This is a genomic window from Spiroplasma citri (assembly GCF_001886855.1).
Classification (GTDB): Bacteria; Bacillota_I; Bacilli_A; order Mycoplasmatales; family Mycoplasmataceae; genus Spiroplasma; species Spiroplasma citri.
The window spans coordinates 791,071-813,162 of sequence record NZ_CP013197.1 but is presented as its reverse complement, the minus strand read 5'-3'; the positions used below and the strand labels follow the sequence as shown (position 1 = coordinate 813,162).

Here is a 22,092-nt window from a genome sequence, read left to right as displayed (position 1 = left end):
TAAATATTCTGGTATTAAGTTACCAGCAGCCCTAGGATTTTTTTCAGGTCGTAGTTTTGTGCCAATGATAACAGCAGTTTATTTTCTCTTAGGCTCTTTTGCATTAGCAGCAATTTGACCATGATTTCAATTAGGATTACAATACTTAGGTTATGGTTTAGGAGCGATTCCACCATTAGGAGCTTTCTTCTATGCTATTTTTAACCGGTTATTATTACCATTTTGGTTACACCAAGTGTTAAACACTTATTTATGGTTCCAACAACCAATTATTGGCCATTTGATGAATTATCAAGGAACAAACTTATGACAAATTGTTGATGGAACGCTACAATGGGCTGTATATAGTATTGATAGTAACGGTGTATTACGAATTAGTGATTGAAATACAACTGGAATTATTACTACAGTCAATGGTGATATTAACGCCTTTTTAGGAAAATTATATGCTGATGCTAAATTTGGTTTAGCAGGAGGAAGTGGAATTTTCCAATCAGGATTCTTCCCAATGATGATGTTTGGATTACCTGCAGCTTGTGCAGCAATGATTTTATCAATTAAAGATAAAGTGCGTCGTGCTGAATATGCTGGAATTTTAGGGTCAGCTGCAGGAGTTAGTTTTTTAACAGGAATTACAGAACCAATTGAATTTTCTTTTGTTTTCTTAGCCCCGGTTTTCTTATGATTACATGCTGTTTTAGCTGGTTTATTTTCAGCATTAACTATTGGTTTTGGAATTCGCGTTGGATTTGGTTTCTAAGCTGATTTTATTGATTGAGTTGTTGGTCGTGAAGAAGAAGTAATAGCATTAGCAAAATCATTTGAAAAAAAAGTTAAAAACAATGCAAAAAAAACAAACCAAGAAAAACAAATAGCAAATATCAATATTGTTGAAAATGGTCAAGCGGGTAGTGAAAATATTTTAACTTCACAAAATAGTGTTAATCAACGAATTGACATTCAAAAAGATCCTAATGGGCCATTAAAGCTAGCACAAGTAATTTATGATGCAATTGGTCATGATAATCTAGTTAAAGTTGATAACTGTATGACTAGATTACGTTTAACAGTTGAAGACAACACGAAAATTGATCAATCAGCAATCAAAGCAACCGGAGTCGCTGGTTTAGTATTAGTTTCTAAAACAAAGGGCATTCAAATTATTATTGGTTTAAATGTTGAAGCTGTTGCAACTAAATTATCTGAAATTTCTGGAAAATAATATTAAAATAAAAAATAAAAACGTTACTAAAGTAAACGTTTTTATTTTTTATTACTTTGATACAATTGATAATTACAAATGAATATGATAAAGTGATTTTGTATATGATTTTAAAAATATAATAGTTTCTAATAAAAATTTCTTTTTGCTGTCAATAACATAGGGTAAATGACAAATTAAAAAATCTAATAATGCTTCATGATTTCCAGTAAAAAAATATATTTTTGATAATTTATATTTTAATCTATGAATTTTGTTTCTATTTCTATATGAAAATAAGTCTTTAAATCTTTTTACTAAATGAAATCTATCTAAACTATATGATACAGTGTTATTTTTATATTTTGCTTTTATTGCTTTATAAATTTTTTTAATTTGTTTTTCACCATCACTTAATATTAATATTTTAGTATCTTCATTAATATCATAAGTATCCATTGATTTAAAAATTTTATCAATAAAATTATAAATATTAGATTTATCATTTTTATTTATCATTTGGAAAACGCCTTTTTTCTTTTTCATTTTTATTCTGGTTTTTGTTGACTTTTCTTCATCAACACCAACATGCATAGTCGCAAGAAATATTTTATTTTCAACTCTTTTTTTATTTTCTCACATTGGTTCAAAAGCACCATCAATTTGAATGTATAAAATATTATTTGGAATTTTAATTTTATTGTTATTTTTTTTACTAATGTAATCGGTTTCTTCTAAATCGGCATTTTTAAAAATATTAGATATTGTTCTTTCACTAATATTTGCATTCTCTGTTGTATGTAAAATATCTTTATATTTTTTTCCATCACCTATAAAAGACATATATTTATTTTTTAAATTTATTTCAATTCTTTCGTATTTTTTTAAACCTAATTCTTTATCTAAAGGATAATGATTTATATTTTCTTTTTTTCTTCATCATATTTAACATATAATCTTCTTTTTATAGGAATATTTCCATATTCTGTTTTAATTGTTTTTGGTAATTTTGATATAACCCTTATATCCTTGTAATATTTGTCCTTGTTGATATAATTTAAATATCTCATTATCTCTATTAATTAATAAATTTTTAACTTCATTTTGTGTCTCGATTGTTTTATTTTTTTTATAATTTCCTAACAAATTTTTTTCTAACTCCATCTTATTATTTTCCTATCTTTAAAAAATATTTTTAATATAATATTAATAATACTTAATTTGATATTTGATAAGTTTTATTATTTTATCATAATTTGAAAGCGAGGATATCTAAAAATGCAAGACTTTACTGAAATTAATAACAAAAAACGAATTACTAGTTATGAGCATTTAAATACAAAATATGATTTAAATTTTAGTGACTATAATTTTGGTTTTGACTGAGAAGTATTTAAAGACTTTGTTGAGGATAGTTATGCCCGTTATTTTACTTCACCAAGTTTTTTTAAGTTTGTTTCTGCGGGTCGTGTTATGCCAATGGTAATAAAATTATGGGTAAAGTTGGTAAAGGTAGCGGTATTATAACAGCGTGAACTGATGAAATGATACATGCCGAAGAAAAAGAAATCTTAACTGATAAAGAATTAGATAAAAGATATAATAATTTAAGAGTTTCAATGTTTCGTTCTAAAAGTTTAAAAGTATCTTATGAAAAATACACCGATGAAAATAATAATGAACAATATAATTTAGACAATCCTATTCCTATAAAAGAATTATCTTGGACATTTAAAGAATGAGATAATATAACAAAACAATATACAACAATAACAACATATTTTCATAAAACATATTCTAATCAATTTACTTTTAATCCTTTTGATAAATACCACGTATTTTATGAAAAATTTGTAACCCCATATTTACTTTTAAATGAAAGAATTAAAAATATTTTAAAAGAACATAACCAAATATACTCAGAAAATAAACAAGCATTTAACGGTTTAGGTGTTTTTAATTTACGATTAACAATGGGGGCTGTTTGAAGTAAAATACCTAATATCACTAAAAAACTTGTTTTAACCAACAAAGAAGAACCACCAGACTTATTTGAACTTGAATATTACGGATTTGAATATAACGACAATGACCCTAGTATTTATGTTTTACGAAATTATCGTAAATATATTAAAGAATATAATTTAAAAGATTTTTATAATTCTAATACAAAACAGTATCAATTTGATAGTTATTCAATTGGTGTTGATTATGCTAATGAAAGCGAAGACCATACCGTATTTTTATTTAGTGGATATAAAATTAATGAAAATAACGAGTATGATAAATATTTAATTGAAGAAAATGTTATTACACCAAAAAATGCAATGAATTTAAATGAATTAGTAGAGCATTACGGACAATGAATAATTAATACATTTGATAAATTTGATGGTTTTGAATATGCCACATTTCATTATGATATTAATGCCCACGACTTTATGCAAAAATTACAAGAAGATATTTACCCTTATTTAGGTTATAAGATTAAAATGTTTAAAGCCAAAAAACATCAAACATCACTTAATAAAGAAGCGGGAATAATTAACCGTGTAACATGAATACGAAAAATGTTTGTTCAAGGCAAGATATATGGCATATTAGATAATTTCCCATTTTTAGATAAATGTATTAGTGAATTAAGATTTAGCGATACCAAAACAAATATACCCGATAGTAAAATGTACCACGACCCATATGATGCTTTGTTTTATGGTTCTTATCCATATCGCTTTAAAATGGGAATATAATAAATAATTTGTAAAAATAAAATAAGGTAATGCAAAAGTGAAGTTAAATTAAAAAAATTTATTTATTTAAAATAAATTTTTTTAATTTAACTTCACTTTCTTTTTTAATATATCTTTTATAAGATTTTGATAATGAAGATAATTTCCCATCTTCAAACCAAAATCCAGTTATTTGTGAATTATAAATATGATTAGTTTGTTCTCAACAAATATAAGTATCTTTTCCATTTAAATTAATTTTAGTTCTAAAAAAATTTTGAATATTTTTATTTATAGATTTTTTTGTTGAAGTTGGTACAATTAAAAGTGATTGCCCCATTGTACCAATAACTATTGCTGGTCTAGTTTTAATAAACTCATTATCAAATGTTTTTGTTATTAAATTAATACCCTTTTTAAGTGTTAATTCATTATTTTTTTCATCAAAAAAATGATTATGAAAACTTGAATAATGTAATTTATGATATTTAATAACACTATACATAGTTATTTTTTTTATTTTATTTTTTTTAATCATATAAAATTTCTTTCATTTAATGCGTTCCTCTTTTTAAAAAAAAGAGGGATGACCTGATATTTAAAATACCGATCTAGGTACTGAGATGCTGATTTACTAATCATCTCTATTTAAAATATATAATTATTTTTTTAATTTGTCAAGTAAATATAATTTTTGGCCGAGTGGTTGACTTTCTTAAATTGTTGTGATAAAATCACTTGCGAGTTAAAAAAATTTTTGAAGTTCTTTCAAACAAATTTGGGAACCTTTATAAAATTCTTCGCTTAACGCTTAGAATTTTTCCCAAGTACTTTGAAAAGCGCGGCAAAAGTTTTTTTAAACTTTAAGTTATTTTTCACAAAATTCTAGAAAGTGTAGTATCATCTTTTGAAACTGGATAACTTCTAAGTATTAATTCATTTATTTTGTTGATAATTTTTTTATTTAACTTTTTCATTATTCATTCTCCTCAATAACAGTTAATTGTTCTAATTGTTTTTTTGTAATTTCAATACCTTTTAAATTAGCACCAGATAAATTAGCGCATTTTAAATCAACCCAACTTAAATAAGCACCGTTTAATTTAGCACCATGTAAATCTAAAAATTTTCTGCTTAAATAATCACTGATTTTATTTTGTTCAACATCAATTCCTGTTAAATCTTTTATCATTTCGTATAATGTTTTCATTTTATAATTTCCTTTCTGTAAAAAAACATAATATTCCTTTATTGGTTAATATTTTGATATTTAGTAGATAATTTATTTTAGTATTTAATTACTTCGCCGCCCGCTTCACTTCGGGGGTGAGCGGGGGCGGATAGGATATTTTGATAGAGTTTATCACCCACGGAAATAAACAAAAAAACAGTTTATCCAGTTATTAATTACGCTTCATCCATCCCTACACAACTTTATATAAAGAAAATAACCTTTTGGAGCTCCTCCCTCTTGTTTTTTAGTGTCCGATATTGTTTTTTTCGGTTTAACAGCACTCTTTTTATGAAACAAGCCAAAAACACACGCTCTGACATTTCGCGGGCGACTAACCCCGCCGAGAATTAAAGAAATAAAATGGTTAAATCTAATCGCTTTCACACTTTCTTTAAGGCTTCGTGTCATAGATGAGTTATCCATCTTTAAGCATCAAAATATTAAGTTTTAGTACTGCATTATTCATCAGATAGTACCTTTTATTTAAAACTGATATTATTAGCTGTTAAACCGAAAAAATATAATAAATCACAGAAAGGAAATTATAAAAATTAACTAATTAATGGAGAAAATAGGTTAATTTTTAATTTTAAAGATACTATCTGATGAATAATGCAAATAAAAAAAATCGCTCTTATAAGCGATTACTTTAATTTATATTTAATTACTTTATTTATATTTTTTATAAAAAATAAGCTTTTTTCTTACTACCACAAACATTAGTTACAAAAATTAAAAAGAAAGTCCGTTTTAGTCCAACTAATACTACAATTTTTTTGATAAGAAAAAAGGAACAATTGCAAAGTTGGAAACAATAGACCCAAATGAAAAAGACGATGAATCATATGAACGTTAAAAAGTAAAAGCAACAATTAATTGTTGCTTTTACTTTTTAAGATTAATTTTGTCAAATTATTTGTAAATTATTTTTTCTGAAAACTAATTTGATGAATTCTAGTTTTAAAAGATTAAACAAATTATTTTTAGAAAATTAAAAATTTTAGATGATAATTTTAATTAAATATGATAATCTAGAAAATGTACATGGTTTTAAAAATATTAATTATATTTTTAAATAAATGACTTTAATTAATTATTTTATTAAATTAATTAAACATAGAAAAAGAATAAATTTAATATGAAAATTACATCAAAAATTAAAGGAACTTTAAAAGAATCTTATCGATCAATTAAAAAATCAATTAAAACAATGTTAACAAAACTTGGTCTTAATAAAAGTCAAGTTCAAGAAGCAACAGCACGAACTTTGAATGCAGTAGAAGTAGAAATAACTCAATTTTTAAATGAAGAAATGCAAAAAGTTGATTTGTTATCTACACCAAATCCATCAATTAAAGGTTTAGCAGAACCATTAAAACCACAAGTTGATTTGTTATCTACACCAAATCCATCAATTAAAGGTTTAGCAGAACCATTAAAACCACAAGTAAATAAAACATATGGTAATGGTCAAACAGAAGCTAATAAATATAAAGAAATGTTGACCAAATTAAATAGTTTTTTAGCAAATGAAAAACAATTATCATCAAAAACCGTAGCAAAAGCACCAGTACCATTACCACGAACAAAATTTAATCATAATTTAACAACAGAAACGAAAGATGACGAATCATATGGTCGATAATAAAAAGACAAGATTTCTTTTTTCTTTTGCAATAATGTATTGCGAGAAATAGTTAAATATTGTATTATTTATTTAGTATATGACTTTTATTATAAGTAAATAACTTAAAAATTATAGAAAGTAATGCAAGAAATATGGCAAATAAAGATGAAAAAAAATTTTATAAAACTTCTTTTTTCATTTGTTCTTCATTTATATTTGGTCCGTTAGGTGCTTTAATTTCATGATTAATTTTAAAATTTCAAAAAAATAAAAAACTTAAAAATCAACAAAATGAAGAGCAATTATTAGAAAAATTAGCACTTTTAAAAAATAAAGATGTTGAAAATGATGATAGAAAAAATGAAATTGATAACGAAAAACTTGTAGCATTTTATAAAAATATTCTTGCTGAATTTGATACTTTATTTTCAAAACAAAGTAAAGATGTAGCAGAAATTAAAAATCAAAATACAAAGGCAACAATTGGAGCAGATCAAATTTTAGAACAAACAAAAACTACTAAAAATAATAATTTATTAGAAGAAGTTATGAAAGTAAAAAATAACTTGAGAAGAGTAGAACCACAACCAAATAGTGTTATGAAAACTACTAAAAATAATGATTTATTAGAAGAAGTTATGAAAGTAAAAAATAACTTGAGAAGAGTAGAACCACAACCAAATAGTGTTATGAAAACTACTAAAAATAATGATTTATTAGAAGAAGTTATGAAAGTAAAAAATAACTTGAGAAGAGTAGAACCACAACCAAGAAGTTTTACAAATATAATAATACCAAATCCTACTATTAAACCAAATTTATTAAATTGACAAAAAGAGCAAATTAAATCGGTTAATAAACAATTAAATTCAATAAAACAAGAAAATGAAAGTAATAAAAATATTGATGAAAAAACAAGATAAAATAAAAATATAATTTGATATTTTTTGTATCATTAAATATAATATTTACAAAAAATATGATATAATGAATGCATTGTATATGGTTTTAAAATATTATTTAATATTTTAAAATAAATGACTTTTTATTAAAAGAAAAATTTAATATAAAAGTGAAAAACAAACTACAAAAAGTAAGTTAAAAAGTGATTGGAAAGCTATCGCAAGTTTTTAAAATAGCGCGAGAAGTTAATTAATCACTTTTTAATTAAAATGGATTTTGATAAAGTTTGAAACTATTAAGAGATCAGGAGATTTTATCTATCTCTTAAAAGAAGAAATAACAGAATATAAAAAATATATTGAAGACTATAACAAATTAGTCAATAAATTAAAAACAACTAATGCCGAATTAGAAAAACAATAGCATTAAACCCTTAATAAAATAGCAAACTTAAAAAAAGTAAGCCAACAATTATCAGATAAAGAATATAAAAGATAGAAAAATAAAAACAACAATGTTGTTTTTATTTTCGTTTTCTTTGATAATTGTAAACCGATGTTAATACTCAACTTTGGGGACTTCATTTTGTTAATTTTTTTACAATTTTATTAACACTTCCCGTTATGATATAATTTTTTCTTTTTACTTTTAATCCTTTTAATAAACTTTTTTGAGCATAAGTAGATGTTTTCATAACTTTAACAGTTGAATGGTATTTTGCATCTTTCTGGTTACTACTTCGATTTCAGAAATCAGTTTTTAATGGTCCTGGACATAAGGTAATAACTCGAACTGGTGATTTTGTTTTTTTCAATTCTGTATTAATAGCCACGCCTAAACTTCAAACATAAGCTTTTGAAGCATAATAACTAGCAAAAACTGAAGCTGGCGTAAATGCCGCTAAACTACCAATGTTTAAAACACGTCCTTGTTGTTGTGCTATAAAACGTTGCACAAATAATTTTGTTAAAATATGAACTGCTTTAATATTTAAATCAATCATGTTCATTTCTTGTTCTAAACTAGATTCGCTAAAATAACCTCATACACCATATCCAGCGTTATTAATTAAGATTGTTACATTATCTTTTGCAACATCATTAAATAATTTTTCACAATTCTCTAAATTACTTAAATCATAATTAATCATTTTAATTGTTTGTTCTGAATATTTTTGTTGTAAAGTTGTAATAGGGCTTGTATCACGAGCGACGGCAATAACATTATAACCAAGTTTTAATAATTCTTCGCAATAACAATATCCTAATCCTTTACTAGCACCAGTAACAACAGCTCATCCTAAATTATTATTTGTTTTTTTCATTGTTGTCCTGTCCATTTTCTAATTTTGGTTTTTTAATAACTGTCATATCAAATAATATTTTACGATTTAAGAAAATATAATTTCCTGCTGCTGCTAATGATAATACCGTAGCTAAATAAATTGGAATCATAATAATTTGGTTCACTCAACCAAATTCATCTCATTGTCCTGTTTGTAAAGAATGGCCATTAAACATACGAAAACCAATAAAAAACAAAACTGTCATCCCAAACATTTCCATTGCTGCTCGCACTCGTCCTAATTGATTAGCAGCCATTACTACTTTTTGTGTTGCTAAAATTTGGCGAACAACATCAATTACAAAATCACGGGCAATTAACAACACTACCATTCAAACTGGAATAATGTTTGCACAAGCAAACACAATTAAAACAGTATTTGTTAATAATTTATCTGCAATTGAATCAAAAAATTTTCCAAATGTTGTCACTTGATTATAAAGACGAGCAATAAAGCCATCTAATAAGTCAGTTAAACTAGCAATAATAAATAAAATACCAGCAATTAAATAACTAATTGGCAATGAATAAGTAACATTATCTCCTTTAATTGTTAATCATTGATCTCATCCATTATATAAGGAACTATTTTTAAATGGAACAATTACCATTAAAGCAATAATAACTGGGATTAAAAAAATCCGAATTAATGTAATACGATTAGCTCAATTCATTTTAAGCCCTCTTTTCTAAAGATATCTTATCTTGCTATGTTAATATTACTTACATATTATATTATATAAATGTATAATATTAAAGAAAGTTTATGAGGTAAGGGGAAAAATGGTTAAAGAACTAGTACAATTACTTAAACAAAAACAAATGACAATTGCAGCATATGAATCAATAACAGGCGGCCTGTTTAGTCATTATATAACTAATGTTCCAAATGCTAGTCAAGTTTTTTTAGGCAGTATTGTCACTTATACCAATGAAATTAAAATTAAAGTTGGCCATGTTTCTCAATCAATAATTACAAAATATGGTGTTGTTTCAAAAGAAACAGCTGAAGCAATGGCTTTTGCTTGTCAAAAACAATTTAATAGTGATCTTGCCGTAAGTTTTACGGGTAATGCTGGTCCAGGTCAATTAGACAATTTACCAATTGGAACGGGATTTGCAACTATTCTTTTTCAAAACGAAGCAACAACATTCGCATTAACATTTAATCCAAATTGATCACGAGAACAAATTAAATTTGCAACTGTTACAACAATAATTAAACATTTACAACAAATTTTAGAAAAAGAACAAGGAATTAATAGTAAAAAAGCATAAAAATAAACAGAAAGGAGAATAAAAAAATGGAAGATAATAAACCAGTTCACCCTCAAACGAAACCTCTTGACCAAGATGAAATTTTAAAAACTGTAATGAAAGAAATTGAAAAAACATATGGTAAAGGAGCTATTATGAAATTAGGGGATAAGAGTAATTTCACAATTGAAGCTGTCTTAACTAGAAGTTTATTACTTGATGAAGCAATTGGAGTCGGCGGGTATCCCAAAGGAAGAATTATTGAAATTTTTGGGCCAGAATCATCAGGCAAAACAACCCTATCATTACATGCTATTGCTGAAGTACAAAAAGATGGTGGACGAGGGGCTTTTATTGATGTTGAACACGCTTTAGACCCAAATTATGCCAAAAAAATTGGTGTTAATATTGCTGAATTAATTATTGCTCAACCTGAATAATGTATTTAATGACCGTGGTTTAAATATTGGTGGTGATATTAATTCTTCTCCCCAAGATAGACAATGATTATATCCTTCAAATGTTATTAATTATTATTCACCGTATGATGGTCGTTTTTTATGACAAGAAATTACTTTTTCAAGTATTAATGACAAAATTAGTCATAGTGGTTTATCAGTACGACAATTTATTCAAACAAGTGCTCCAGGTGAGGGTTATTGTTTTCCTAAAATAACTTATGATGAAAAATTAAATAAAGGTATTGTTGAATTAGATGAGATTTTATTAAAAGACCCAGGCGTTAGAGCAATGGCAGTTAAATTTTATGGTAATCCTATTTTATTTGATATGCCAGTAATTGGGCGACCAATTATTAAGGATGAATTTAATAAAAAAGTAATGAATTATCGTGATTTATTAATGTATAACATGTATCCTGCTCCACCTGATAAAATAAATACTTATGCATCACCAGATGTGAGTTGATATAACATACAAGGTATACAACCAACAATGATAACAGGATTTAAAGATTGAAAACAAGATATGGAAAGTAGTTATGACTTTTGAAGTTCAAAAAATAGTGAAGGTATTGTAATAACAGATAAAGCAACAACAACAGCGACTAATCCAACTGTTGGAACAACTATTAATGAAGAAGATAATAATTCTGAATTTTATTGGTCTAAAAGTTGAAAAATAACACCACCAAATAAAGTAAAAGTAAATGAAAGTAATAAGGATAATATTATTAGTACCCAAGCATCATCTTATTTTAGGAGAAAAGATGAATTTGGTAATACTGTTGGACAAGTTCAAATTGAATATAATAAAATGGGCTCATGTAATGTTTGAGATATTTTAAATATGAATAATTTTATTAATCGGCAAATTACCGTATTACCTTTAAACTATACACAAAAATTAGTATTTAATCCTTTTACAATACCCGGTGGAGTTGGTAAATTCTTAAACTTTATTTCATTTGGTATTCCATTAGGATGAGTAATTAATGAAGATAAAAAAACTTGACCTAATTTTCAATTTCTTAATGGTTTTATGAGTGCTAATGTTTATAGTTTTTATAATGATGCATTTTGAGGTGATAATGCCAAAGGTAAAGGTTATTTACCTTTTGAAATATTTAGAGAACAAGGTAACGATAAAGTTGGTGCTATTTTTGGAGCAAATGCTACTAGTTTAGGTTTTACTACTTTACTAACTGATAAATGTAAAGGTACTGTTTTAACTAACGATGGTAAACCAACAAGTGAGTTAGTTTATTAAACTTATAATTTAAAACAATTAAATCCTAAAACTAACAGAGTTTATTTAATTAATGAACAAACAAAAGCAGTTGATGCTCAAACACCAGTTAGTGATAGTGAAAAAGATAATGATTACGAATTCTTACAAACACCAGATGGTACTGATTGTAGTTATATAATTGATATGTTTTCAATTCAAGCATTATATAAAGGTAATTTTGAAATTATCTTTTATGCTGATAATCCATATACAAATAATGAAGAAGATTATTTACGCTTATCAGTATGAAGTTTTCGAGGTAAAACAAAAAGTGTATTAAATAATTATTTACGCGATATGACAACTAATTATAAAACTAGTTTCTTACTACCACACGACTATGAAATACCAACCTTTAATTATCCTCAATATGTTCTCCCACCAGTACCATATAACTATCAACCATATACAAAAGATATTATGCCCGCTGGTGTAGTACAACCATTATTAACGGGTAAATTTAATTCAGAAATAAAATGTAAACAATCAGACAGTTATCTAATGAATTTTTTTCAGATGAGTTTAATGATGCTTATTATGAAACTGAAATTGATTTAAGACAAATTGACCCAACAATTCAAAGTATTGATAAATTTATTAATTCTTATAAAACAATAGAAATAAGTAATTTAGGTAATTTACAAGTTGAATGTTGACAAGCAAATATAGAAAATTTTATTCCCAATAGAAATGTTGATTTATATGGAGCAGTTGATAATTGTAATAATAAATTATTTTCATTATCAGAGGTAAAATTATTAGAAGATGGTTATTCACAAACTGATAAAGTTAATTTTGATAATATCATAACTTTATATACCGATAATATAAAAGTAAATGATATTCAAACATTTTCTACTGCTTATACTAATGGTTTACCAAATAAAAATTATGCTAATAGAAATAAAATTAAAGAATTATATATTCAAGCATACTATACTAATGATATGAAATTAAAAATTAGATTTACCAAAACATCACTTGTTAATTTATCAGCAAAAATATTAAGAAGTACCAGATGATTTTGAGGTAATAAAGATTATATTGTATTAGATGTTTCTAACCCAAATGTTTTGGGAATTAGAAATAAAAGTGATAGTCCAGTTAAAATTACAATTAAACCAAATTAAAAAAACAAAAAGAGATTTAATTAGAGAAAGTTTGCAAAAAAGAACAGATACTATTTCAAAATAAGAATATTTAAAAGTTGCTAATGAATTAGATGAATTAAAAGCATTTAAATATATTCCATCGACTAAAATTGCAGATATTAAAACTAATTTAGATAAAGTTAGTGGTAATTCTTTAACTGAAAGAATGCAAACTTTAAAAGAATTAAAACCTGATTTGTTTGTGCAAGAACAACAATCAGTTTCACCAACTAATTTTTTAATATGTGCAATAAGTTCTTTTTCTGATACTATGATCTTGCGAAAGGAGATTATTTAATATGTTAAATAATTTATCAAAACTTCAAATAGTGACTTTAAATGATTTTGCAATGAATATAGTTAATTGATTAGACTCTAATGATGCTATTGAAGACTCACTATCAGATTTCCAAAATTTTTTATCTGAAAAAGATAAATTTATTGATGCAAAGCAAAAATTAATTGGTAATACATTAGAAGAGAAATATATTGAATGAAATTGTTTGTATGAAAATAAAAATGGAAGCCACAATTGAATAGTTAATATTCATTCAGAATATTTGGGAAATATGGAACAAGAGGAATATTACAAATTAGTTTCAACAAATATTCCTTATATTTTAGAACAAATCAAAGAGATAAGGAATAACTATATTGATTTTAATAATTCATCATATAACATAGAAAAATATAATTTGGAAAATGAAGGACTTACTCGATAAGCTCTTTTTTATTATGTGTTTTTCTCCTGCTTTCGGATAGGATAGGTTTGCGAAAGGAGAAAAGATTTTATGAGTTATAAAAATTATATTAATGAAATAGAAGAATTAGAGAAGAAAAAGATATATGTACATCAATTATTATTAACAGACTATATTAAATCAAATTATGATTACATTACTTATGAAATATTAAATTTAAATTTTTTTGATGAAAATTTTGATAATGCGTTATATATTGCAAATAGTTTTTATTTAAAAAATGATGGTATATCATTTGATATGATTGGAATGATTGGAATTTCACTTGCAAAATGAAATTTTCTTTCAAAAGAAGATCAAGATACTTTATTAAATAAACTATGAATTAATGATGAATATCTAAATGACTTTTTAGATGAATATACTATTGAAAAGTATGCAATAGAAAATCAAGAACCAGTTCGTTAAGAATTGGTTTTTTAATAAAATTATGTGCTTTTTATTAACTTTCGGATAGGATGCTTATGCGAAAGGAATGATAAAGATGTCTCGCTCAGCCATGGAGTTAAAAATATATGTATATGATTTAAAGGATGTTGAATTAATTAAACAATTAATTATTAACAATAAAGAGAAATCAAATTGAAACTACATTTAATAATAAATTAAATCGTTTTATTAAATATATGGATTTTCAATTTACAAATGTATTTAAATTACTTAATATGATTCAAGAAATATCAGTATTCGCAATTAATGCATTTAGTGATGAACAAGGAAAAGATTTAAATGCACTAAATAATCCAAAAGAAATTATGTTTCAAAAATTGGATTGAATGAAAAAATATGCAGAACAATTAGAAAAAGAATTTAATCCGTTTGAGATTAAAGATGAATATTTTAAATATGAAAAATAATAAAGGAGAGTAAAATATGAAAAAATTACTAGTATTATTATGTACAATTACAGTAACTACAATAAGTGTTACAAATACAGTAACTACAATAAGTGTTACAAATATAGTATCATGCAATATAAATTCAACTTCAGAAGGAAACTGACCAAATCCAAAACCTCATCCAAAACCACAACCAGATCCAAAGTTAACTACAATTAGTGATTATTTTCAAGATTATACTCAGCATGCTTTAAATATAGTATTAGATCAAGACACAAGAAATAATTTTGATTCGGATGATATGAGCCAGTCAGATTCACAAATGTTGTATTTTGGCCTTGAGGCAGATATTTACAATGAATATGCATTAGGATTGTATGATATCTATAACATAGTAAAAATAAATGATGAAGATAATTCAACAGATCAAAAATTGATTACAGCACTTAAAAATATTAAAAAAAATAAATCAAAATTATTTTATAAATGGACAAGTACCAGATAATCTAGTGCAAAATACTAAAGATTTGGGAGGCTTAATTAATTACTCATATGTTGAAACTGCTTTTGACAGTTATATTAATAATTTACATAATTCAGATCATACAATAATTAATAATTTTGTTAAAATTTTATTAGGAGATGATACTATTTTATCGTTAGTAAGTACGGGAAGTTTATTCTACTATAAATAAGGAGCAAGTTGCTATGAATGGCGCAAATAAGTGAATAGATGGAACTTATTCAAAAGATGAATTTAATGCTATTGTTAAAGAACAAAATAAATTAATAGCAGAATGAAATAATTGATTTAATACATACTAATGCCTATAAAAAGGCATTTTTTATTTTAGCCTATCCTAATTAAAAATCCAAAATGTTATAATATATATAAGCAAAAGTTAGGGTAAGTATGAGAGTATATAAATATGAATATTATTAATAAATTTGGTAGTATCAACCCATATCAATTTTTTTCTGAGATTAATGAGCAATTAATTAAAGATGGACTTATTGAAATTAAAAATCATTTATTAAAACGTGATGAGGAAATTTTTCTTAGTGATGAAACTAGAAAATTAGGTTTTAAGCCAAAAGGTTTTAAAAAAAGAAGTTTTATTACGTTACTTGGAGATATTCAAATTAGAATTAGACGTTATAAATTTTGAGATGCAAGTGTATATAATAATAAAACAAAAAATTATGGAAAATGACGATTCAAGTGTCTTTTACTAGAGGATTTAAAATTTGAAAAATATCAAAAAATTACACATGATTTAAAAGAATTAATATTAACTAATGTAGCTGATGGAAAAAAGAATTAAAGACATTAATGATATGATTCCAGTTAAAAGTCTTTCATATTCTTCAATAGCTAGATTAATTAATAAATTAGATCTTAATTTAGAAAATGCAAGTAATAATTTTAGCAATAAAACATCATCAAAATATATTTATATTGTTCTAGATGATACTTTTTTATCTTTGAAAGAGAAAAATAAGAAGAAGAAATTTCGAATTCGGACAGCATTTTTTCATCAAGGTCATATGCCAGAAGATGAAAGAGTTGGAAATTCAATTTTATTAAATAAAAGAGCTTATTGCAAATTATTAAGAACTGCTACAAATATTAATACATTAGAATATAGTGAAGAGCTTTTCAAAGAAATGTCAAAATATTATAATATTACACCTGAGACTCAATTTATTGTATGTGGAGATGGCGCTGATTGGATAAAAAATACTTCTCATTTTTTAAATTCAAAATATGTTTTAGATAAGTTTCATGCAATTAGAAAAATTGGAACAGTATTTAATTTAAAAAGTAAGTATGATAAATTACAGTTTAAAATTTGTAAAGGTCTTTTTAACAATGGAGAATATACAAAATTAATTACTCATTTAGAATACTTTAAAAATAAACCTAATTTAATTACTAAACAAAATAATTTATTAAATGTAATTAAATACTTAAAAAAACGTAAAGATGGAATTATTGCATATAAACATGATTTATGTTTAAGTGCATGTGCGGAAGCATTAATATCGCATACAATAAAAGCGCAATTGGGGCATGGGAATAAAATATATTCGTATGATTCATTTAGGAACATTTTAACCTTACGTGTAGCAAAAATTAATGGATTAAACTTAGTTAAAGAAATGTTTAATGAACAGCTTGAAAATAAAGACATTTCATTGGAAAATCTAAAAATGGCTAAGTGAAATAATAATGCTAATAATTCATTAAATAATTCATTATATGAGCCTAAAAAGGGAGGGATTCCTGTAATGAGTTATCGTACTACTAGTATTAGTAAAGTATTAAAAGAAATAACAGCAGTAAGATAATAGTTAAAAAACCAGTAATCTTACGAAAAAAGAATATTTTTAAAATATTCCCATTTTAGTATTCCCTTTTTTAAAGAAATGTGTTTTAATTAAGCGGTTTAATGATTAACTATTTTTAAGAATAGTCTAAAATTATTGTTAAACTGGTACCTAAAATAATATTCGAACTTAAATACTTGCAATAATTTTGCAAATAAAATATAATAACAATGTAGTTAAAACAGGTTACATAAAGACTAATTAGTTATTAATATAGTCCAACCTTAATAATTAATTGTGTTTTTAGTTATATGTTTCCTTTGTAAAAAACTACAAAATGAAACTAACATTGCAAGTAAGTACTCTAATTGTATAATCATTTAACGGTCCAAAATATTACTTTTAAAGTAATTGTTTATAAAATTATTTAATAATAACTAATTGCAATGTTGGTAAAAAAAATCTATATGTTGCCTTTGAGCGTTTTACTTTTAGTAAAACGCTTTTTTTATAGCAAAATTAACTAGATAAGTTTATAATTATATGAGAGTATAAACAACAGAGGGGAATTATTTTATATGCAAAATGGGTTAGAAAAGCAGTTGGAATCTACATTTAAAAGTTCTGAACAAGCAATGTTTGATGCTTTATTAAAAAGCTATTATTTAGATGATGATCAATTAGATTATTTGCATAAACATTACCGACCAATTTTTACTTTTGATGATAATGAATCATGTATTTGTTTAAGTAAAGAACAGTATGCAAATTGTTGTAAAACAAAGGTATTAAATTCAACTAAAAATCGCGCCAAATATATTTCAATTTTACAAGCAGTAGGAAACTTAGTTTTAAAAGAACAATATATTCAACAAGAAACAAAGCATTATCAACAAGTTTTAAAAAATTGTACTAAACAAAAATGTATTTTACAAGAATGTAATAATAAAGTTGCTCAGCATAATCTTTATTCGCTTGATATTACTAAAAATCATTATTATTTAAATCGTTATCATTCTAAACATTTTTTTAAAAATATTAAGACATCTTTTTTAGATTTATCAATTGCAGAGCAAGCACCTTATTTTTTTAATGTTTTTTGTCAAAAACATTTAACTGAATATGTTAAAACAAACAAAACACTTGTCCCACAGTTAGAAGCATTATTAATGAATATTAACGATAATTTAGTTGATCATCAAGAACTTTATGAAACTTATGTTAATTATTATTATAGTTTAAGTGTTGCTGAACAAGTTATTTTAACAATTAAACTTCGTCGAATTATGAAATTAGCATTAGTTTATCAATTAGAATTGTCTAGTTTACTAAATGATTTGGATAATCAACAACATAGTTATGTTGTTAAAAAAATAACTTTGCCAAAAGCAATTCATTCAATTGTTTGCAATGACATTTTATTAGCTCAATTAACTCCAATTACTTTTCAAGCAATTAATTCACCAAATAATCCGTTTTTACCAAATAAAATTTTATACACAAGATTAGTTAATAATGTGAAAAAAGGGGAAGTTCATTTTATTTATCATAAAAATAATCGTATTTTTAATACTTACTTTACTGAATGAGAAGAAAAAAATAAAAATGACAAACAATGACAAAACTATCTATCAAGTATTATTCTTAATCAAGGTACCCATTTTTTAATTGATAAAAAATATTATGATAAACTAAATCAAAAAACAAAAGATTTAATTAATATTTATTATTATAACCGGTTTGAACAACCACGAAATTCAGCAGAAGAATTAATGCTTCAAACCTTTATTAATAATTTTAATAATGGTATTAATATTTTAAAATAGGAAGTTGATGAAAATGACAATCTTAGGATGAATTATAATTGGATTTTTTCTTAGTTTATTATTTATTTTTGTTGGTTTTTTAGGATGATTTTATCAAAAAAAACAACAACTTTTTTTCCAAATTTACAAACAACTAGAAGTTGAAAATCAAGAATATATTAATAATAATTTATCAAAATTAACTTTGCAAGAAATTAACGTTAAATTCAAATTAGAGCCGGGTGAAAAAGTATTTAGTAATATTCCTGTTACTATTTACCTTCAGCATAAATTAAAAAGCAGTCAAACTCATTCTAAATATACAATCCCATTTTCAAATGGGATTAGTGTTGGTTATGGCGAAGGCAAAAGAATTAAAGAAATGTATCAAATTCCATTTCAAAATGGTCATATGTTTATTACAAAACGAAGAATTTTAATTATAAATGAAGAAATTACTACGATCTGACCATTAAGTAAAATTAATAATCTTGAATTAAGTATTTTTTGGATTAATAATATTCTATGCCAAGGCTTTTATTTATATACGGAACAAAAACGTTTTATAATCATTGTAAAAGGCTTAGAAACGCCATATCTAATTTATAAGGTGTGAAAACATGAATCATAGTTATTTAATTGGAATTATTTTATTTAGTACTATTTTAGGTGGTACAATAATTATTGTTGCTATTTTAGCTTTATTCCAGCAACAAAAAATAAAAGATTTCAAACAAAAAAAGAACGAACTTCAAACAATGATTGATAATCATCAACAATTTTTAAATGCTAACTTGGTGGCAATTCAAATAAAATATGAATTACCAAAAAATGAAATTTGTTATTATCAAGCACCAATTAGTGGTTATGAAATAACAAAGCAAAAAGAACTTAAACAAAATGTTTACTATTTAACTCAACAAATGAAAGAACAATATTATGTTGAATACTTGACTGGTTATTTAAATCTTACTACTAGTAATAGTAAGGAAGCAATTAATGGGATCATTTATGTTACAAATTACCGCTTAGTTTTTCAAATCAAAGATGAAAATCTTCTCATTTGATTAAAAGATATTAATTTTGTTTTACCAAGTGTTTTTAATCTTAATGGTTTTTATCAAATCGGTTTTTTTATTAGTACTACTCAAAAAATTTATCGCTTTATTACAAATGATGTTAAAATATCAATGACAATTTTTAAAACATGACAGCAAAATAGGGGAGGCTAATTTAACAATGAAAATGAACATTATTTTAGTTTTTTCATTAATTTTAATGTTAGCTTTATATACTTTTCATACTTTATTTTTTATTCATTATCAAAAACAAAAAGAAAATAATAAAGCAAATAAAGAATATAAATGAAAAGCAATGCTAATTTTTATCTTTATTACCATCTATCTGTTTTTAACTCCACTTAATATTTTCATTATTATTGATTATATTTTATTAATGACTTTATCAAGTATCCCAAATACTTTTGCTTATTTATTTGTAATTATTGCAATTTGTAATTATGGCTTAATTTTAAGTTATTTAATTATTCAAACATTAGTTAATAATAGTTTATGAATTAAAGTAAATGATGAAACTATTTTCTTTCTAAATGAAGAAATTATGCTATCACAAGTAATTGGCATTGATATCAATGGTTTGTTTAATAAAGTTATTTACAAAGTTGATGGTGAAATTGAAAAAAAAGTTATTGTTGGAAAAAAAACATTTCAATTTTTAGAGCAAATTAAATTAACAAATTAAAAAACAATCAACGTGTTGGGAAAAACCAGTTGATTGCTCTTTTTCTGTTTGGGTAACAAAAATAATTATGTTGGCGAAATAAGGATTTATGTAAATTATTTTTTTATGGTAACTTAATTAATAAAAAGAAAAGAAAAGAGATAATTTAAAGGGGAGAGATAGTAGTGTAATTATAAATCCTTTATATAATTATTCTGTTTACTTTAGAGATTTAGGAAAAATACTTTTCCTTACCCATAGTATACTATTAATATTAAAATAATACAATATTTTTTTATTTTTTAATAAAATAAAATATTTTTCCAAAATTAAAATATTAGTATTATTAACATTTTACAAAAGAATTATATTTTTTTGTCATATTACTTACCTTTATAAAGATTGTATAAATTATTTAAGGGTATTTAATATATTGGCATCGTGTACGATGAACCCGTAAAAAAACAACTCTTGTTAAAGGGTTGTTTTTTTATTTGAATGGGATTTAATAATAAAGATTTTGATAAAGCAAGCAAAGTTGTTTCAGAAACCCAACTTTATAAACAAGCTGGCAATAGTATTGTTGTTGATGTGTTAGAAAAAATATTTACAGCAATGTTTGAATAAAATTTTTAATATTTAATACGAATAATTGATATATAATTGATATGTGATAAGACCAATTATATATAAAAAATAAAAAGGAGCAATATATATGAAAAAATGACTTAGTTATTTTTTTATTTAAAGAAATAGTAAAAATATTATTAAAATTAGAAACATTTATTGAATTTGATATTAATAAAAGTAAATATAATTTTAGTGAAAATGAATATAATGAATTTAAATCTCGTTATTTATCATTTAGTGATGAAAAAATTAAAAAAGAAAAATTATATGTATTAGCAGATGTTGATTTTGAACTAGAATTAATTTATAGTAATAAAATTAATGTTCATTATATTTTAGAATTATTAAAAAAATAGATTTAAACAATATTAAAAGAAAAGAAAAACAAATTAAAGAAATAAAAAAAGGATTACAAGAATCAATTGATCCAGTATTAAAATATAAATCAGAATTAATAAATTCATTTATTGAAAGAGTTATTCCTACTCTTAAAAATACTGCAGATTTAGAAGTATTATATGAACAATTTTGTGATAAAAAATATGAACAACAAATAATTAAAATTAGTAAAAAATATAATATAGATAAATTAGATATTAATGAAATTATTAGTGAATATCGTTTTACTAATCAATTGCCTTCTAACTTAATTAGAGAAAAAATTAATCAACAATATACTGAAAAAATAGCTATTAATAAAAATATATCTAAAATAAAAGCAAAAAATGAAGTAAAAAAAGAATTAGAATTAAATATAATTAATTTAATTAATGAGTTTGAAAGTTAGGAAA

At 24.1% G+C, this 22,092-nt stretch carries 31 protein-coding genes and 2 pseudogenes; 26 read left to right on the top strand and 7 right to left on the bottom strand.

All coding sequences use genetic code 4. From position 1 onward, the window contains the following. Positions 1-58: 58 nt before the first annotated feature. The gene (locus tag SCITRI_RS11420) at positions 59-760 is read left to right on the top strand and encodes a PTS transporter subunit EIIC (protein ID WP_237237826.1); all 702 of its coding nucleotides are present in this window, start codon (positions 59-61) and stop codon (positions 758-760) included. Here the strand turns inward: SCITRI_RS11420 and SCITRI_RS11415 are convergent. Further along, the gene (locus SCITRI_RS11415; RefSeq protein WP_237237825.1) at positions 757-960 is read right to left on the bottom strand and encodes a hypothetical protein; all 204 of its coding nucleotides are present in this window, start codon (positions 958-960) and stop codon (positions 757-759) included. The two genes, SCITRI_RS11420 and SCITRI_RS11415, sit on opposite strands and share 4 nt — an antisense overlap. Between SCITRI_RS11415 and SCITRI_RS12460 the strand changes: the two genes are divergently transcribed. Then, a complete protein-coding gene (locus SCITRI_RS12460; protein WP_374941066.1) occupies positions 872-1,222 on the top strand; it encodes a PTS transporter subunit EIIB in 351 nt (116 codons plus the stop codon). The two genes, SCITRI_RS11415 and SCITRI_RS12460, sit on opposite strands and share 89 nt — an antisense overlap. A 72-nt stretch (positions 1,223-1,294) precedes the next feature. On the opposite strand, the gene SCITRI_RS04480 is transcribed toward SCITRI_RS12460, so the two are convergent. Further along, positions 1,295-2,044 carry a hypothetical protein gene (locus SCITRI_RS04480; protein ID WP_071937386.1) on the bottom strand — a complete coding sequence of 250 codons (750 nt, stop codon included), beginning with the start codon at positions 2,042-2,044 and terminating at the stop codon, positions 1,295-1,297. A gap of 147 nt (positions 2,045-2,191) precedes the next feature. Next, on the bottom strand, positions 2,192-2,365 hold the full coding sequence (locus SCITRI_RS09970) for a hypothetical protein (protein ID WP_155522110.1): 174 nt from the start codon (positions 2,363-2,365) through the stop codon (positions 2,192-2,194). Positions 2,366-2,479: 114 nt separating this feature from the next. Here SCITRI_RS09970 and SCITRI_RS04475 point away from each other — a divergent pair, with 114 nt between their 5' ends. Next, positions 2,480-2,728 carry a hypothetical protein gene (locus SCITRI_RS04475; protein WP_071937385.1) on the top strand — a complete coding sequence of 83 codons (249 nt, stop codon included), beginning with the start codon at positions 2,480-2,482 and terminating at the stop codon, positions 2,726-2,728. Further along, entirely contained in the window at positions 2,695-3,951 is a 1,257-nt protein-coding gene (locus tag SCITRI_RS04470) for a hypothetical protein (protein ID WP_071937384.1), read from the top strand. Before SCITRI_RS04475 ends, SCITRI_RS04470 begins: the two co-directional genes overlap by 34 nt. Positions 3,952-4,009: 58 nt before the next feature. On the opposite strand, the gene SCITRI_RS04465 is transcribed toward SCITRI_RS04470, so the two are convergent. Both SCITRI_RS04465 and SCITRI_RS04460 read right to left on the bottom strand, forming a co-directional pair. Then, complete coding sequence (locus tag SCITRI_RS04465) at positions 4,010-4,468, bottom strand: hypothetical protein (RefSeq protein WP_071937383.1); 459 nt, start codon at positions 4,466-4,468, stop codon at positions 4,010-4,012. A 438-nt stretch (positions 4,469-4,906) separates the two neighbouring features. Then, complete coding sequence (locus tag SCITRI_RS04460) at positions 4,907-5,140, bottom strand: pentapeptide repeat-containing protein (protein ID WP_071937382.1); 234 nt, start codon at positions 5,138-5,140, stop codon at positions 4,907-4,909. A 1,162-nt stretch (positions 5,141-6,302) separates the two neighbouring features. Between SCITRI_RS04460 and SCITRI_RS04450 the strand changes: the two genes are divergently transcribed. From SCITRI_RS04450 to SCITRI_RS09965, 3 genes are all read left to right on the top strand, one after another. Then, positions 6,303-6,809, top strand: coding sequence for a hypothetical protein (locus SCITRI_RS04450; protein WP_071937380.1), 507 nt, complete (start codon positions 6,303-6,305; stop codon positions 6,807-6,809). Positions 6,810-6,943: 134 nt separating this feature from the next. Next, entirely contained in the window at positions 6,944-7,714 is a 771-nt protein-coding gene (locus tag SCITRI_RS04445; protein ID WP_071937379.1) for a hypothetical protein, read from the top strand. Positions 7,715-7,970: 256 nt separating this feature from the next. After that, positions 7,971-8,117, top strand: coding sequence for a hypothetical protein (locus SCITRI_RS09965; RefSeq protein ID WP_155522109.1), 147 nt, complete (start codon positions 7,971-7,973; stop codon positions 8,115-8,117). A 100-nt stretch (positions 8,118-8,217) separates the two neighbouring features. On the opposite strand, the gene SCITRI_RS04440 is transcribed toward SCITRI_RS09965, so the two are convergent. Both SCITRI_RS04440 and pgsA read right to left on the bottom strand, forming a co-directional pair. Further along, the gene (locus SCITRI_RS04440; protein ID WP_071937378.1) at positions 8,218-9,018 is read right to left on the bottom strand and encodes an SDR family NAD(P)-dependent oxidoreductase; all 801 of its coding nucleotides are present in this window, start codon (positions 9,016-9,018) and stop codon (positions 8,218-8,220) included. Next, a complete protein-coding gene (gene pgsA / locus SCITRI_RS04435) occupies positions 9,002-9,712 on the bottom strand; it encodes a CDP-diacylglycerol--glycerol-3-phosphate 3-phosphatidyltransferase (protein ID WP_071937377.1) in 711 nt (236 codons plus the stop codon). The genes SCITRI_RS04440 and pgsA overlap by 17 nt, the downstream gene beginning before the upstream one ends. A 109-nt stretch (positions 9,713-9,821) precedes the next feature. Here pgsA and SCITRI_RS04430 point away from each other — a divergent pair, with 109 nt between their 5' ends. The 19 genes and pseudogenes from SCITRI_RS04430 (at position 9,822) to SCITRI_RS12455 (ending at position 22,088) form a co-directional block, all read left to right on the top strand. Continuing rightward, positions 9,822-10,316, top strand: coding sequence for a CinA family protein (locus tag SCITRI_RS04430; protein ID WP_071937376.1), 495 nt, complete (start codon positions 9,822-9,824; stop codon positions 10,314-10,316). Positions 10,317-10,342: 26 nt separating this feature from the next. Then, a pseudogene (locus SCITRI_RS04425) lies at positions 10,343-10,732 on the top strand (ATPase domain-containing protein); the annotation flags it as partial. After that, positions 10,719-12,023: a hypothetical protein gene (locus SCITRI_RS04420; protein ID WP_071937374.1), complete on the top strand. Its 1,305-nt coding sequence runs from the start codon at positions 10,719-10,721 to the stop codon at positions 12,021-12,023. The pseudogene SCITRI_RS04425 and the gene SCITRI_RS04420, both read left to right, overlap by 14 nt. Before the next feature lie 165 nt (positions 12,024-12,188). Beyond that, positions 12,189-12,602 (top strand): hypothetical protein, encoded by a 414-nt coding sequence (locus SCITRI_RS04415; protein WP_071937373.1) that lies wholly within the window; start codon positions 12,189-12,191, stop codon positions 12,600-12,602. A gap of 389 nt (positions 12,603-12,991) precedes the next feature. Beyond that, a complete protein-coding gene (locus tag SCITRI_RS04410) occupies positions 12,992-13,174 on the top strand; it encodes a hypothetical protein (RefSeq protein ID WP_071937372.1) in 183 nt (60 codons plus the stop codon). Positions 13,175-13,361: 187 nt separating this feature from the next. Beyond that, positions 13,362-13,493 carry a hypothetical protein gene (locus tag SCITRI_RS12145; protein WP_257785691.1) on the top strand — a complete coding sequence of 44 codons (132 nt, stop codon included), beginning with the start codon at positions 13,362-13,364 and terminating at the stop codon, positions 13,491-13,493. A gap of 1 nt (position 13,494) precedes the next feature. Beyond that, positions 13,495-13,917 carry a hypothetical protein gene (locus SCITRI_RS04405; RefSeq protein ID WP_071937371.1) on the top strand — a complete coding sequence of 141 codons (423 nt, stop codon included), beginning with the start codon at positions 13,495-13,497 and terminating at the stop codon, positions 13,915-13,917. 69 nt (positions 13,918-13,986) lie between these two features. Next, positions 13,987-14,364 (top strand): hypothetical protein, encoded by a 378-nt coding sequence (locus SCITRI_RS04400; protein WP_071937370.1) that lies wholly within the window; start codon positions 13,987-13,989, stop codon positions 14,362-14,364. A gap of 218 nt (positions 14,365-14,582) precedes the next feature. Continuing rightward, positions 14,583-14,813 carry a hypothetical protein gene (locus tag SCITRI_RS04395; protein ID WP_071937369.1) on the top strand — a complete coding sequence of 77 codons (231 nt, stop codon included), beginning with the start codon at positions 14,583-14,585 and terminating at the stop codon, positions 14,811-14,813. 16 nt (positions 14,814-14,829) lie between these two features. Continuing rightward, the gene (locus SCITRI_RS04390; RefSeq protein WP_071937368.1) at positions 14,830-15,300 is read left to right on the top strand and encodes a hypothetical protein; all 471 of its coding nucleotides are present in this window, start codon (positions 14,830-14,832) and stop codon (positions 15,298-15,300) included. Positions 15,301-15,304: 4 nt separating this feature from the next. Further along, the gene (locus SCITRI_RS04385; protein WP_071937367.1) at positions 15,305-15,490 is read left to right on the top strand and encodes a hypothetical protein; all 186 of its coding nucleotides are present in this window, start codon (positions 15,305-15,307) and stop codon (positions 15,488-15,490) included. A 234-nt stretch (positions 15,491-15,724) separates the two neighbouring features. Continuing rightward, a complete protein-coding gene (locus tag SCITRI_RS04380; RefSeq protein WP_071937366.1) occupies positions 15,725-16,120 on the top strand; it encodes a hypothetical protein in 396 nt (131 codons plus the stop codon). Next, positions 16,104-17,147: an Mbov_0401 family ICE element transposase-like protein gene (locus SCITRI_RS04375; RefSeq protein WP_071937365.1), complete on the top strand. Its 1,044-nt coding sequence runs from the start codon at positions 16,104-16,106 to the stop codon at positions 17,145-17,147. Before SCITRI_RS04380 ends, SCITRI_RS04375 begins: the two co-directional genes overlap by 17 nt. A gap of 557 nt (positions 17,148-17,704) precedes the next feature. Then, positions 17,705-18,952 (top strand): hypothetical protein, encoded by a 1,248-nt coding sequence (locus tag SCITRI_RS04370; protein ID WP_071937364.1) that lies wholly within the window; start codon positions 17,705-17,707, stop codon positions 18,950-18,952. A gap of 13 nt (positions 18,953-18,965) precedes the next feature. Next, entirely contained in the window at positions 18,966-19,562 is a 597-nt protein-coding gene (locus SCITRI_RS04365) for a hypothetical protein (RefSeq protein WP_071938056.1), read from the top strand. Beyond that, complete coding sequence (locus SCITRI_RS04360) at positions 19,552-20,163, top strand: hypothetical protein (RefSeq protein WP_071937363.1); 612 nt, start codon at positions 19,552-19,554, stop codon at positions 20,161-20,163. Before SCITRI_RS04365 ends, SCITRI_RS04360 begins: the two co-directional genes overlap by 11 nt. 7 nt (positions 20,164-20,170) lie before the next feature. Next, positions 20,171-20,692, top strand: coding sequence for a hypothetical protein (locus SCITRI_RS04355; protein ID WP_071937362.1), 522 nt, complete (start codon positions 20,171-20,173; stop codon positions 20,690-20,692). A 477-nt stretch (positions 20,693-21,169) separates the two neighbouring features. Continuing rightward, on the top strand, positions 21,170-21,298 hold the full coding sequence (locus SCITRI_RS09960; RefSeq protein WP_147077210.1) for a DNA cytosine methyltransferase: 129 nt from the start codon (positions 21,170-21,172) through the stop codon (positions 21,296-21,298). Between the two features lie 56 nt (positions 21,299-21,354). Continuing rightward, a pseudogene (locus SCITRI_RS12455) lies at positions 21,355-22,088 on the top strand (type I restriction endonuclease subunit R, EcoR124 family). Positions 22,089-22,092 lie beyond the last annotated feature (4 nt).